Below are 13,020 nucleotides of genomic sequence, written 5' to 3' on the forward strand. Positions count from 1 at the left end.
CAACGCATCGGCGTATCGGAGAGAACATCCGGGTTCGTCGGGCCACGCAGGCCGCTCGCCGGACCAGGCACTCCGCTCGTCGGGGCGCGCCGTCCGCAGGCGTCCGCCGACCGGGGTGCTGCCCAGGTGGCACGGGTCATGTCGCATCCGGACATGCCGCAGCGCCCGACGACACACCGTGAATACGGCTGGTCAGCGGGCACCGCGGCACATTATTTATGACCGGTGCGATCCGGTTCAGGACGCGAGGACCTCGTCGAGAAGAGCCTCGGCCTTGTCCTCGTTCGTGTTCTCCGCGAGAGCGAGCTCACTCACCAGGATCTGGCGAGCCTTGGCGAGCATGCGCTTCTCACCTGCGGAGAGTCCACGCTCGCGCTCACGACGCCACAGGTCGCGAACCACTTCCGCGACCTTGATGACATCGCCGGATGCGAGCTTCTCGAGATTTGCCTTGTAGCGTCGGGACCAGTTCGTCGGCTCCTCGGCATACGGCGCGCGCAGCACCTCGAAGACCCGGTCCAGCCCTTCCTGCCCGACTACGTCGCGCACACCTACGAACTCCGCATTGTCCGCCGGTACACGCACCGTCAAGTCGCCCTGAGCGACCTTGAGCACCAAGTAGGTCTTGTCCACGCCTTTGATCTGGCGAGTTTCGATAGCCTCGATCAGCGCGGCCCCGTGATGGGGATAGACCACGGTGTCGCCAACCTTGAACGTCATGTGACAGGTACCCCTTCCGTGGCTATCAAGAGTAACACGAGAACAGCTTCTCCTGAATGGCGTTTTCGCAGGTCAGGGCATATCTCAGGGCTTGACAACTGCGACACGGACGTGCTGCGGAAGGCTTGCTGGGGACGGTATTCGCAGGTCGGAGGCGCTGTGCGGGCGAGGAGAAACGCGGACGTTACACCTACCGGAACCCCCTCGGAAGTGACGAGACGTCCCGTTTTGCCGGGTTCCGGATGATGAACATTCCCTACTCCGTTCGAAGATCGATCACCCGTACGGCGGTAAGTTCCGGTGACGGTACTGGTGGCCAATAAAATTGATCAACGCCGGACGCCGTGGGGATTATGTGCAATGAATGCGCCACTCCCCCTTGAACAGTGGCTGAACAGCGGCGCGAAGCGCGGGGCGAAGTGCGCGGGAATTGATCAAGCGCGTCATCAGGCACGTGAGCAAGCGCGTCATCAAGCACGTGATCAAGCACGCGATCAAGCACGAGTCAGGCACGTGATCGAGTGCCTTATGTGAACAACGTGCGAATGGTCTCGCGTCCGACGCCCGCGATCCCCTGGTCCGCCAGGGGCGGGTCGGGTGCGAGGCGGAGAGGGCGGCTCGGTAACCTGGCGCCTGACACAGCCTTAGGGCAGCTTTACACCGCTTGCCCGACCCCGTCCGTAAGTCCGCTCGTTCAAGGAGATGCCGCCGCCGTGAGCCGCAGCCTTCGACACGGCGCCCTCGCCGCCACTGCCATCGTGTTCTCGATCGCCGCGCTCTCCGCGTGCGGGGCCGGAAAGAACGCGCAGACGCTCGAAGTCAGGCCTGACAACGCCGCCACGTCGTCCGGCGACATCAAGATCCAGAACGCCAACGTGATCGCCCAGCCGGAGCAGGGCGCCAAGGGCCCGGCCGTGGTCAGCGCCACGGTGTTCAACAACGGGTCCGAGGCGGAGACCCTCGACGCCATCACCCTGACGGGCAGCAGCGGCTCCGTGCAGCTGCACGCCGCCAAGGGCTCGGGACCGGTCGTCGTACCGGCCGGCGGCCGGGTGGTCCTCGGCGGCAAGGGCAACGCCTCGGCCGTGATCGAGAACGGCAGCGAGGCCACGCAGAGCGGCAACGTGCAGCCGCTGGTCTTCAAGTTCGGCCGGACCGGCGACATCACGCTCGGCGCTTCCGTCGTGCCCGCCACCGGCTTCTTCAAGGACTTCGGCCCCAGCTCGCTGCCGGAGACCCCGAAGAAGCCGGCGAAGTCGCCTGAAGCGACGCCGACCGGTTCCGCGGCGGAGACCCCGGGCGCCTCGACCGGCAGCCCCTCCGCCACGGCCTCGGAGAGCGGCACCACCACCCCGACCGACGCGGCGTCCGACTCGCAGCAGCCGGGCTGACCGCACCCCGCACGACACGCAGATGTGGCTGAGGCGCCTCCCGGGCCGGGAGGCGCCTCAGCCACATCTGCCGCCCTGTCCGGGCCGGTTTACGGCTCGAACTTGTACCCCAGGCCCCGCACCGTCACCAGGAAGCGCGGCGCTCCCGGGTCCGGCTCGATCTTGGCGCGCAGCCGCTTCACGTGGACGTCGAGCGTCTTGGTGTCGCCCACGTAGTCCGCGCCCCAGACCCGGTCGATCAGCTGCATCCGGGTCAGCACCCGGCCGGCGTTGCGCAGCAGCATCTCCAGCAGGTCGAACTCCTTCAGCGGCAGGTCGACCTTGCCGCCGGAGACCGTGACGACGTGACGGTCCACGTCCATCCGCACCGGTCCGGCCTCCAGCGCGGCCGGAGTGACCTCCTCCGGCTCCCCGCGGCGGCGCAGCACCGCGCGGATGCGGGCGACGAGCTCGCGCGAGGAGAACGGCTTGGTCACATAGTCGTCGGCCCCTATTTCCAGGCCGACGACCTTGTCGATCTCGCTGTCCTTGGCGGTGACCATGATCACGGGGACGTTGGACCTGCTGCGCAGCTGCCGGCAGACCTCCGTACCGGGCAGGCCGGGCAGCATCAGGTCGAGCAGGACGAGGTCGGCGCCGTTGCGCTCGAACTCGTCCAGGCCGTCGGGTCCGGTGGCCGCGATGGCGACCTCGAAGCCTTCCTTACGGAGCATGTAGGACAGGACGTCGCTGAAGGATTCCTCATCCTCGACGACAAGCACTCGGGTCACGGAAGAGCCTCCGGGGCAGGGAATGAATCAAAGGTGTCGGGTGCGGCGTCCGGGTAGGACGCCTCGTCGCCGTTGACGATGAGGGGGCCGCCGGATGTGCGGTCCCGGTCCCGTGCGGAGCCCGCTTCGGGCAGCCGCAGGGTGAAGGTGGAGCCCTGTCCCTCCGAGCTCCAGACGGTGACCTCCCCGCCGTGCGAGGCGGCCACGTGCTTGACGATGGCGAGGCCGAGGCCGGTGCCACCGGTGGCGCGGGAGCGGGCCGGGTCGACGCGGTAGAAGCGTTCGAAGACCCGTTCCCGGTCCTTCTCGGAGATGCCGAGGCCCTGGTCGGTCACGGCGATCTCGATCTCGTCCCCGCCGGGTACGACCACCCGGCGGACGGCGATGCCGACGCGGGTGCGGGCGGGGCTGTAGTTGACGGCGTTCTCGACGAGGTTGCCGAGCGCGGCGGCGAGCTGGCCCCGGTTGCCCCATATGCGGAGCTCGGCGGTGCCGCCGGCGGCCATGGTGATCTGTTTGGAGCCTGCCTGCTGCCGGCAGCGGTCGATGGCCTCGGCGACCAGCTCGTCCACCCGGACCGGTTCGGCGTCCTCCAGCGGGTCGTCGTTCTGCACCCGGGAGAGGTCGATGAGCTCCTGCACGAGGTTGGTGAGCCGGGTCGCCTCTATCTGCATCCGGCCCGCGAACCGTTCCACCGCCTCCGGGTCGTCGGAGGCGTCCATGACGGCCTCCGAGAGCAGGGACAGGGCACCGGTCGGGGTCTTGAGCTCATGGCTGACATTGGCGACGAAGTCGCGCCGGACCGCTTCGATGCGGCGGGCCTCGGTGAGGTCCTCGACCAGCAGCAGCACCAGCCGGGAGCCCAGCGGGGCGACCCGGGCGGAGACCGCGAGGGCCTCGCCCCGGCCGGTGCCGCGCCGGGGCAGGTCCAGTTCGACCTGTCGTATCTCCCCGTCGCGCCGGGTGTCCCTCGCCATGTTCAGCATCGGCTCGACGGCGAGCCGACCTCCCCTGACCAGCCCCAGCGCGTACGCGGCGGAGCTGGCCTTGACGACGCTGTCGCTCTCGTCGAGCACGACCGCGGAGGAGCTGAGCACGGACAGGACCGTGTCGACCCCGGGGGGCAGGGGGGCACCGCTGTCGGGCCGCAGAGACGTACGCGTGGGCTTCTTCTGGTCGCGCTCGCTCCAGCGGAACGCCAGCATCGCGATCACGCCGGTACACACTCCGGCGATCGCTGCAGCTGCGGCGACCGCCGCGTTCACGTCCATGCCTCCAGGTTATGCGGCTCCACGGACACTCTCCCAGCCGTCCGAGTGCCTGTCCGAACACTCGTCGCCCAGAGTTCACCGAGGGGCAAGCGCCGGTTCACTTGGCCGGTCGGAACCCGACGCGTACGGCCGTCACGGTGGCACGGTGGGGTTCAGAGCTGGCCCCGGCCTCGGTTTAGGACTGGAGAGGGACATCCCATGCGTGACGCGTACCACGAGGAACTCGACTCGATCGGCGAGGGGCTGGTCGAGATGGCCCGGCTCGTCGGATCGGCGATCGGCCGGGCGACGACGTCCATGCTCGACGCCGATCTCAAGCTGGCGGAGACCGTGATCGCCGCGGACCAGAAGGTCGACGACCTCCAGCACGACCTGGAGGCCAGGGCCATCGCGCTGCTGGCCCGCCAGCAGCCGGTGGCGACCGACCTCAGGATCGTGGTCACCTCGCTGCGGATGAGCGCCGACCTGGAGCGCGCGGGCGACCTCGCCCAGCACGTCGCCAAGCTGGCCCGGCTGCGCTTCCCGCAGAAGGCGGTCCCGGACGACCTGCACGCCACCATCCTGGAGATGGGCCAGCTCGCGCAGCGCCTGATGGCCAAGGCGGCCGAGGTGATCATCACCAAGGACGTCGACCTGGCGCTCCAGCTGGAGCAGGACGACGACGAGATGGACCTGCTGCACCGCACCCTGTTCCAGCACCTGATGGACGACCGCTGGAAGCACGGCATCGAGACGGCCGTCGACGTGACGCTGCTCGGCCGCTACTACGAGCGGTTCGCCGACCACGCCGTGTCGGTGGCCAAGCGCGTCGTCTACCTGGTGACGGGCGAGCACGCGGACGAGATCCAGCAGCCGACGCCGGTGGACGGCGCGTAGCAGGGCGGAGACGCGCACATGTGTTCCTGCGCGTGTGCGCCGTTGATGCGCCCGCCCGGGTGGGCATGCAATGGGGTGGGGCGGCACGACCTTTCCGTACGCCCCGGCCGTGGGCCCCGTGCGGGCGCACGGCCCTGTCGTACACCTTGAGGAGGAACCATGGCCGATTCCCCCACGACCGGACCCCAGCAGGAGACACCCGCCGGCGCCGCGCACCGGGGCGTCGTCGGCGCCTGCGGCTGCGGATCGGGCTGCGGGTGCGGCTGCCAGTCCGGCGCGCCGTGCCAGTGCGGCGGCTGCTCCGGCTGACGGGCGCGCGCAGCGACAGGGGCGCCCCGCGCGGACCGTTCCGCGCGGGGCGCCCCGCACCCTGTCCCTGGTCAGCCCGCCCGCTCCACGGCGGGCTCGGGACCGGCGCCCTCCTCGGCCGCGGTGGGTCCGCTGACGACCGCGGGGGCCGCCGCCGTGCCGTCCTGCGGCAGGCTCCGCATCAGCAGCCAGTAACCGAGCGCCGCCACGGTGCCCAGGACCGCGCACGTCCCCCACAGCCAGCCGGCGCCGAAGTGGTCGATCACCACGCCGGACATCAGCGGGGCGACGAGCGCGGCGGCCGACCACGACAGGGTGTACATGCCCTGGTAGCGGCCCCGCCCGTGGGCCGGTGAGAGCTGGACGACCAGACCGTTCTGCACGGGCGCGTTGACGATCTCGGCGACGGTCCAGACGCAGATGGTCAGCGCGTAGACCGCGACCGAGCCGGCGAAGGCCGTCAGCCCGAATCCGTACCCGGCGAGCAGCGACGACACGATGAGCAGCCGGCGCGGGTCGCGGCTCTGGATGAACCGGGTGACCGGGATCTGCAGCACCACGATGAGGACGCCGTTGACGGCGACCGCCGTACCGAAGTCGGAGCTGCTGAACCCGTCGGTCCCCATGGCCACCGGCAGCCCCACGTAACCCTGCTGGAAGATCAGGGCGATCACGAACGACAGACCGACGACGCCCATGAACCGTCCGTCGCGCAGCACCGTGCCGAGACGTACGTCGTCCTCGGCGGCGGCCGCGTTCGGGAGGGTGGACACGGCCTGGACCGGGCGGGACTCCGGAACCTTCATGAAGACGACGACGGCGCAGAACAGGGTCATCAGCGCCTCGCCGACGAAGCCCGCGAGATAGCTGTACTCGGCGATGAACCCGGCCCCGGCGGACGAGACCGCGAACCCGAGGTTGATCGCCCAGTAGTTGAGCGAGAACGCCCGCACCCGGTCCTTCGCGGGGACGATGTCGGCGATCATCGCCTGGACCGCGGGGCGGGAGGCGTTGCTGGCCATGCCGACGACGAAGGCGACGGCGGCGATCGCCGCGGGATGCACCATGAAGCCGAGCACGGCCACCGAGACGGCGGTCGACAGTTGTGCGACGAGCATCGTGGGCCGCCGGCCGAACCGGTCCGTCATCACCCCGGCCCCGAGCGAGGAGACGACCCCGCCGAGCCCGTGCAGGGCGGCGACCAGACCGGCGTACGAGGCGGAGTAGCCCCGGTCCAGGGTCAGGTACAGGGCCATGAACGTGGCGACGAACGCTCCGAGCCGGTTGACCAGGGTGCTGGTCCACAGCCACCAGAACTCCCTGGGGAGACCGGAGACGGTTTCACGGGTGGCCCGTCTGAGACCGGCGACAGGCATGTGGGTTCCCCCCGGGGACGTACGGATTCGTATGCGGGCGGTAAGTGGTACGCCAGCGATCCGAACATTACAAATCGGGATTCGGGCCTGCCACTCAATTGACTCCAGCCCTCAATCGGCGCCGCCCCGCTCCCGGCACGCCCACCGCCCTGTCCGCCCTGTGGCCGGGCGCGCGCGGCCCGTACGGGTTCGATTACGCTCGGACCCATGGCCGACGCACCGTACAAGCTGATCCTCCTCCGCCACGGCGAGAGCGAATGGAACGCGAAGAACCTGTTCACCGGATGGGTGGACGTCAACCTCACCGAGAAGGGCGAGAAGGAGGCGGTCCGCGGCGGTGAGCTGCTCAAGGACGCCGGCCTGCTCCCCGATGTACTGCACACCTCGCTCCAGAAGCGCGCCATCCGCACCGCCCAGCTGTCGCTGGAGGCCGCGGACCGCCACTGGATCCCCGTGCACCGCTCCTGGCGTCTGAACGAGCGCCACTACGGCGCCCTGCAGGGCAAGGACAAGGCGCAGACGCTCGCCGAGTTCGGCGAGGAGCAGTTCATGCTCTGGCGCCGCTCGTACGACACCCCGCCGCCCGCCCTCGAGGACGGCACCGAGTTCTCGCAGAGCGACGACGCGCGCTACGCGACGATCCCGCCGGAGCTGCGCCCGCGCACGGAGTGCCTGAAGGACGTCGTCGTCCGCATGCTGCCGTACTGGTACGACGGCATCGTCCCGGACCTGCTCGACGGCAAGACGGTCCTGGTCGCCGCGCACGGCAACAGCCTCCGGGCCCTGGTCAAGCACCTCGACGGCGTCTCGGACGCCGACATCGCGGGCCTGAACATCCCGACGGGCATCCCGCTCGCGTACGAACTGGACGAGAACTTCCGCCCGTTGAAGCCGGGTGGCACGTACCTGGACGCGGACGCGGCGAAGGCCGCGATCGAGGCCGTGAAGAATCAGGGCAAGAAGTAGCAGCCCCCGCACGTCGAGCCCCCTGCCTGGAACGTTCACGAGCAGGGGGCTCTTTGCTGTCACAGAGGCCGCAGGGGCACATATCACGCAGATGCGACATCACATCTACGTGATACTCGCGGGCGGAGCGTGAATGCCATCCAAGATCATCGTCACTGAACCGGCAAAGAGCTGGTTGCACAACCTGCGCCACAGCGACCGGGACACACTCCTGCAGATCACTGCCGCAATCAACGTCCTGCAACACGAGGGGCCGGCCCCGGGTCGCCCCTTGGTCGATCGGATCACCGGATCGAGCATCTCGAACCTGAAAGAACTGCGTAGTGGTTCGTCCGGGGCGAGCGAAGTAAGGGGCCTGTTTGTTTTCGACCCCCCGGCGCAATGCGGTGGTCCTCGTCGGCGGCGACAGAGCAGGCAACTGGTCGGGGTGGTACCGAACGGCGATCAAGGAAGCGGAAGACGCCTGCGAGGCGTACCGGAACTGCCAGGAATGAGGAGTCATGAGCGCGAACAACCCGAAGGCGGCCGGCTCCGTCAACTGGGCTGAACTCAAGGAGAAGTTCGGCTTCTCCGCCGACGAGACAGCGGAAGTCGAGCAGCGTACCGCCGGCATGCTGTCGGAGGTGCGAGCGCATCGTCTCGCCGAGGTACGCAAGCGTCAGAAGATGACGCAGACGGCAGTGGCCAAGACGCTCGGCGTCACTCAAGGCCGCATCTCGGCCATAGAGAACGGTGCCATCAGCCGGTCCGAGGTCGAGACACTCGCCGCCTATGTGGCGGCCCTGGGCGGACAGCTCAAGCTGGTCGCCGACTTCGGTGATGAATCCCTGGTTCTGGGCTGAATCGCCCACCACCGATGCCGACACCGCGCCGGAGCCCGGGTCGCGGTGGTGGCGCAGGCGGGTGTGATGCCGCCCACCCGTAGCCGTACCCTGTGTCGCATACGGGGAGAGCGGGGAGAGCAGCCATGAGTGAGCCCCTGAAGACCTTTGTGGGTGGTGCCGAGGTCGAGGTGCCCAACAGCATCCCGGCCATCCGCGACGCCCTGCCGGAGGCGAGACGCGAGGAGTTCGACCGCGCCATCAACGAGGCCGGGGTGCACGAGATCCAGGCCGTGATGCGGCACTGGATGCTGGAGGCCGTACCCGATCCGGAGGCCGAGCGGATCCTGGACCGGCTGGCGCGCGACGAGGCCGAGAGGCGGAGCGTCGCTTGAGCTTCCGGATCTCCTACGCGCCGCCCGCCGACGACACCCTGGCCAAGATGCGGGACGGCGACACCTTCCGGGACGAGATGGCGCGCACGCTGGGGCGCGAGCCGTACGGGCACGGGTCGTCCGCCGTCAAGGGTGAGCACGATCGCCGCGAGGCGACGGTCTCCGGGGCGATCGTGCTCTTCTACGTCTCCGGGTCGGTCCTGACCGTCACCGTGGTGCGGCTCGTCCCGCTCCCCTGACGGCCGCTCAGGCGAGCTTGCCGGCCTGGGCGTCGATGACCGCGGTCGGCAGGTCGAAGTCGCCGCCCGCGCCGGACGCGCCCAGGTTGAGCGAGGTCAGTGAGGCGAGCGTGGTGCCCTGACGGAGCTGGATGAGCTTCATCGCGCTCTTCTCGCCCTCCGCCTCGACCGTCACCGTCCAGGCGACGGCTTCCTCGGCGCCCTTGACCGGCACCTCCGCGATCTTGGTGATCTTCTGCTTCGATCCGGCAGCGGTGAGGGTGAAGCCGGAGGCGCACTCGGTCGCGGCGGTGCGCAGACCGGCCAGCGCCTCCTCGGCGCCCTTGCCGTCGTACGAGGCCAGCGTGGTGAGCGTCGTCGTGATGTCGAAGGCGGCCTTGAACGCCTCCGCCGGGTCGTCGCTCTCCTTGTCGCCGCCCTTCTTGGGCTCGCTGACGACCTTGCGCTGCGTGGACGCGGCGGGCTTGCCGGACTTGGCGCCCATCAGGGCGTCGGCGAAGACGTCGCAGGTCGCCTTGTCGGCGGTGACGGCGTCGCCGGTGACCGCGTCGGCGGGACCGGCCTTCGTGATCTTGTGGCCCTTGACGTCGCCCTGGGCCAGCGAGACCTTCTCCAGCTCGGCCGCGCCCAGCGCCTTGGCGCCGGCCGTGTCCGCGGGCTTGGCGGAGGCGGAAGCGCCCGCCTTGCCGTTGTCCTTGTCCGCGGTGTCGGCATCGGAACCGCAGGCCGCGGTGAGCAGGGCCAGGGACATCACAGTGGCGGCAACGGCGGTACGGCGTATGGCAGTGGGTCGCATGGCCCGTCCTTCTGTCTCAAGGTGTTTCGCCCGCAGGAGAGCGGCCGCCGCCGGGTTCGGCGCGGAGTTGAGGATCGTGGGGGTTTGCCAACTCTATGAGCACGCTGTGGTTTGGCGGTCCGTCAAAGCGGGCACCGCCCGTGATCGTGACGACGTCGTGATCACCTCGTGGAGGCTCTGAACTGGGCATTTGCCACAGACAGCAGCAACACGTCACGGGGTGGCCGCTCGAAGGGGGCCGTAGATGGCTATCGATTCCGCACTGTCCGCCGTGCTCAGCGCCGTGGGGGTGTCGCCGAAGATGGTCATCTCCTGCGACCCGCTGGCCGGAGGCACGTACAACGCCGTTACCCGCGTCCGCCTCACCGACGGCCGGCAGTGGGTGGTGAAGACGCCGCCACCCGGCGGGGAGCATCTCCGGTACGAGCGCGACCTGCTGGTCAACGAGGTCACGTTCTACGCCGCGGCGGCCGCGCTCCCCGAGGAGACGGCCGTCCCCGGAATCGTCCACAGCGGGCTCGACCCGGCCGCCCCGGGAGGCGCGTACGTGGTCATGACGGAGCGTCCCGGGCAGCCCTGGCACGAGGTCGCCGGCGCCCTGGCCGACGATGAGGCGCGCAGGCTGCGCGCGGAGCTCGGCCGGATCGTCGGCCGGCTGCACACCGTGCCGGCGCCGGGCGGCTTCGGCTATCCGTCCGCGGCGCTCGGCCCGCTCGCCCCCACATGGCGCGGCGCGTTCACCGCGATGACCGACGCCGTGCTGGACGACGCGGAGTCGTACGGGGCGCGGCTGCCGCGTACGGCCGCGGACATTCGCCGCCTGCTCGGCGCCGCTTCGTACGTACTGGACGACGTGACCCGGCCCGCACTGGTCCACTTCGACCTGTGGCAGGGCAACATCCTGGTCGCCGGGGAGCCGGGCGCGCGGCGGATCGGCGGGGTCATCGACGGGGAGCGGATGTTCTGGGGCGACCCGGTCGCCGACTTCGTGTCGCTCGCCCTGTTCGGGGACATGGAGCAGGACGGGGACTTCCTCGCCGGTTACGGGGAGTCGGCGCCGGGCGGGCCGGTCGAGTTCGACGGTTCCGTGTGGTCGCGGCTCGCGCTGTACCGCGCGTACCTCTACCTGATCATGCTGGTGGAGACCGTCCCCCGGAAGGCGTCCGGGGAGCAGTTGGAGTGGACGTGGAACGAGGTGGCGCCGCGGCTCGAAGCGGCGCTCGGTGAGGTGGGGCCGGCGCTGCGGGCCTGAAGGCCGCCGCGGCGCCGACCCCCGTTCCTCAGCGCCCCAGGGCCCGTTGGGCGTCGTGCAGGTTGGCCGGCCGGACCGCCCCCGGGGTTCCGTACGCCTCCAGGCGGGTGTGCAGGTCGCCGGGGAAGTCGGGGACGTCGATCTGGTCGAACTCCGTCACCTCGCTCACCCCGACGGTCGCGCTGTACGGGGCGAGGCCGTCGATCCGCATCAGGCCGGCCCGGCCGTTGGTGACGCGGATGTTCCAGTGCGTGAAGCGGGCGCCGAACAGCGGTCCGGCGCTCGCGTCGCCGCCGTGCCGGCCGTTGTTGTTCACGGTGATGTCGGTGCGGACGTTGGCGAACGGCATCCCGCGGTGCGAGTCGAAGGTCCCCATCTCCATCACGCCGCGCGACCACACGTTGTAGCTGGACAGGCCCTCGACGTTGATGCCGTGCAGCTGCGTCCCGGCGGGTGCGGGGACGGTGCGCTGCTCGATGGTGAAGTCCTCGATCAGGTTGTCGTGGCTGCCCTCGCGGCAGTAGTACGGATGGTGCGAGCCGCGCCCCGCGACCTTCGTACGGCGCAGGGTGCAGGCGGACGCGCCGATGAGGCCGAAGCCGTTGTCGACGTGGCGGACGGTGATGTCGTCGGCCCAGCAGTCGTACGCGCACTGGAACGCGACGCCGTTGTAGCCCTTGTCGAGCAGGTGCGGTGACTGTGGCGTCTCGACCGCTTCGAGGGTGAGGCCTTCGACGCCGGAGCCGGTGAGCGGGGTGGCGAGGGTGGTCAGGCGCGGGTCCCACTCGGGGCGGACGTCAAGCGGGAGGGGCCGTTCCAGGGTGACCCGGCGGCCGCGGACGGCGGTGATGCGGACCGGCCACTCGTAGGGGACGTACGAGGTCAGCTTGGTCTTGTCGTCCCAGTAGTACGCCTCCGGGCCCGCACCGCCGCCCGCCATGTGCTCCAGAAGGGTGTGGGCGGAGTCGTCGGCGAGGCGGAGCAGGACGAGTGCGCCGCGCCTCACCTTCCGGGGGTCGTCGACGGTGATCGTACGGTCGCCGAGGCGGGCGGGGGCGACGGTGGTCAGGGTCTGCCACGCGTCGCGCTTGTTGCCGGTCCAGCCCTCGAAGGGCCAGGCCTTCGCCCTGATGGCGTCGGTGAGTGAGGTCCAACGGGCTTCGGGGCAGAGCCAGATGAGGCCGCCCGCCCAGGACCAGCTGGACTTGTCGCCGCCGTAGCGGCTGCCGTACGCGCCGACGATCTCGGTGAGGCTCTTCGTCGCGTACAGGGTGGTGCGGCCGCTGCCCGCGCCGCGCACCACGACGTTGCTGTGAGCGATGCGGATGATGTCGTCGATGCGGTACGTGCCCTCGGGGACGATCACCGTGCCGCCGCCGCGTTCTCCGGCGGCGGCGATGGCCCGGTTGATCGCGGGCGCGGAGTCGGCGGAGTTGCCCGGATCGGCGCCGTAGTCCAGGACGTTGGCGGTGAAGCCGTGGCCGGTGCGGGGGCGCGGCAGGGCGGAACCGCCTCGGTAACCGGCCCGGCCGATGAACGGGATCTGCGGGTGCGTGAAGGGCGTCGCGGCGAACTCCCGCCAGAGCGGGGTGGGCTGCGGCCGGCTGCTGGTCGCGGTGGCGGGCGTGGTCGCGGCCAGGGCCGTTCCGCCGCCGAGCGTTCCGGTGGCCGCGGCCGCTGCGACGGCCACCGCGCTGCCGAGCAGTCCGCGCCTGCTGATGTTCCCGTTGGTCGCGTTGGTCATCCTGGTCGCCATGAGCCCGATCCGCCTTCCATGATTTTCACGGATGTGAACGATGTTCATATCTGCGTCGGCGGTGAGCATGCCACGAGCCCCG

15 protein-coding genes are annotated in these 13,020 nt (G+C 69.9%); 9 read left to right on the top strand and 6 right to left on the bottom strand.

All coding sequences use genetic code 11. The features are described from left to right. Nucleotides 1–237 precede the first annotated feature (237 nt). Nucleotides 238–720 (bottom strand): CarD family transcriptional regulator, encoded by a 483-nt coding sequence (locus tag ACIBJG_RS22955; RefSeq protein WP_006380568.1) that lies wholly within the window; start codon nucleotides 718–720, stop codon nucleotides 238–240. Between the two features lie 713 nt (nucleotides 721–1,433). Here ACIBJG_RS22955 and ACIBJG_RS22960 point away from each other — a divergent pair. Then, nucleotides 1,434–2,111 carry a DUF461 domain-containing protein gene (locus ACIBJG_RS22960; RefSeq protein WP_399309932.1) on the top strand — a complete coding sequence of 226 codons (678 nt, stop codon included), beginning with the start codon at nucleotides 1,434–1,436 and terminating at the stop codon, nucleotides 2,109–2,111. 89 nt (nucleotides 2,112–2,200) lie between these two features. Here ACIBJG_RS22960 and ACIBJG_RS22965 read toward each other — a convergent pair whose 3' ends face one another. Together ACIBJG_RS22965 and ACIBJG_RS22970 are read right to left on the bottom strand one after the other, a co-directional pair. Further along, complete coding sequence (locus tag ACIBJG_RS22965) at nucleotides 2,201–2,881, bottom strand: response regulator transcription factor (RefSeq protein WP_136201434.1); 681 nt, start codon at nucleotides 2,879–2,881, stop codon at nucleotides 2,201–2,203. Then, nucleotides 2,878–4,152: a sensor histidine kinase gene (locus tag ACIBJG_RS22970; protein WP_399309934.1), complete on the bottom strand. Its 1,275-nt coding sequence runs from the start codon at nucleotides 4,150–4,152 to the stop codon at nucleotides 2,878–2,880. The genes ACIBJG_RS22965 and ACIBJG_RS22970 overlap by 4 nt, the downstream gene beginning before the upstream one ends. Before the next feature lie 198 nt (nucleotides 4,153–4,350). Here ACIBJG_RS22970 and phoU point away from each other — a divergent pair, with 198 nt between their 5' ends. Together phoU and ACIBJG_RS22980 are read left to right on the top strand one after the other, a co-directional pair. Next, nucleotides 4,351–5,028, top strand: a complete 678-nt coding sequence (gene phoU, locus ACIBJG_RS22975; protein WP_399309936.1) for a phosphate signaling complex protein PhoU — start codon at nucleotides 4,351–4,353, stop codon at nucleotides 5,026–5,028. 159 nt (nucleotides 5,029–5,187) lie between these two features. After that, nucleotides 5,188–5,337: a hypothetical protein gene (locus tag ACIBJG_RS22980; protein ID WP_399309938.1), complete on the top strand. Its 150-nt coding sequence runs from the start codon at nucleotides 5,188–5,190 to the stop codon at nucleotides 5,335–5,337. Nucleotides 5,338–5,408: 71 nt separating this feature from the next. Here the strand turns inward: ACIBJG_RS22980 and ACIBJG_RS22985 are convergent, their stop codons facing one another. Next, nucleotides 5,409–6,713 (bottom strand): MDR family MFS transporter, encoded by a 1,305-nt coding sequence (locus tag ACIBJG_RS22985; protein WP_399309940.1) that lies wholly within the window; start codon nucleotides 6,711–6,713, stop codon nucleotides 5,409–5,411. 207 nt (nucleotides 6,714–6,920) lie between these two features. On the opposite strand from ACIBJG_RS22985, the gene ACIBJG_RS22990 reads away from it, so the two are divergent. The 5 genes from ACIBJG_RS22990 (at nucleotide 6,921) to ACIBJG_RS23010 (ending at nucleotide 9,134) form a co-directional block, all read left to right on the top strand. After that, entirely contained in the window at nucleotides 6,921–7,679 is a 759-nt protein-coding gene (locus ACIBJG_RS22990) for a phosphoglyceromutase (RefSeq protein WP_399309942.1), read from the top strand. Nucleotides 7,680–7,812: 133 nt separating this feature from the next. Further along, nucleotides 7,813–8,226, top strand: coding sequence for a type II toxin-antitoxin system RelE/ParE family toxin (locus ACIBJG_RS22995; RefSeq protein WP_399309944.1), 414 nt, complete (start codon nucleotides 7,813–7,815; stop codon nucleotides 8,224–8,226). Further along, nucleotides 8,180–8,521: a helix-turn-helix domain-containing protein gene (locus ACIBJG_RS23000; protein ID WP_399309946.1), complete on the top strand. Its 342-nt coding sequence runs from the start codon at nucleotides 8,180–8,182 to the stop codon at nucleotides 8,519–8,521. Before ACIBJG_RS22995 ends, ACIBJG_RS23000 begins: the two co-directional genes overlap by 47 nt. 125 nt (nucleotides 8,522–8,646) lie before the next feature. Then, nucleotides 8,647–8,895 carry a hypothetical protein gene (locus ACIBJG_RS23005; protein ID WP_148019431.1) on the top strand — a complete coding sequence of 83 codons (249 nt, stop codon included), beginning with the start codon at nucleotides 8,647–8,649 and terminating at the stop codon, nucleotides 8,893–8,895. Next, complete coding sequence (locus ACIBJG_RS23010; protein WP_399309948.1) at nucleotides 8,892–9,134, top strand: hypothetical protein; 243 nt, start codon at nucleotides 8,892–8,894, stop codon at nucleotides 9,132–9,134. Before ACIBJG_RS23005 ends, ACIBJG_RS23010 begins: the two co-directional genes overlap by 4 nt. Nucleotides 9,135–9,141: 7 nt before the next feature. Here ACIBJG_RS23010 and ACIBJG_RS23015 read toward each other — a convergent pair whose 3' ends face one another. Further along, nucleotides 9,142–9,930, bottom strand: coding sequence for a hypothetical protein (locus ACIBJG_RS23015; RefSeq protein WP_399309949.1), 789 nt, complete (start codon nucleotides 9,928–9,930; stop codon nucleotides 9,142–9,144). Between the two features lie 244 nt (nucleotides 9,931–10,174). On the opposite strand from ACIBJG_RS23015, the gene ACIBJG_RS23020 reads away from it, so the two are divergent. Next, on the top strand, nucleotides 10,175–11,182 hold the full coding sequence (locus tag ACIBJG_RS23020) for a phosphotransferase family protein (protein ID WP_399309951.1): 1,008 nt from the start codon (nucleotides 10,175–10,177) through the stop codon (nucleotides 11,180–11,182). Between the two features lie 28 nt (nucleotides 11,183–11,210). Here ACIBJG_RS23020 and ACIBJG_RS23025 read toward each other — a convergent pair whose 3' ends face one another. Further along, nucleotides 11,211–12,938, bottom strand: a complete 1,728-nt coding sequence (locus ACIBJG_RS23025; protein WP_399309953.1) for a glycosyl hydrolase family 28-related protein — start codon at nucleotides 12,936–12,938, stop codon at nucleotides 11,211–11,213. Nucleotides 12,939–13,020: the final 82 nt, after the last annotated feature.

Source organism: Streptomyces sp. NPDC050422, from assembly GCF_044458665.1.
GTDB lineage: Bacteria > Actinomycetota > Actinomycetes > Streptomycetales > Streptomycetaceae > Streptomyces.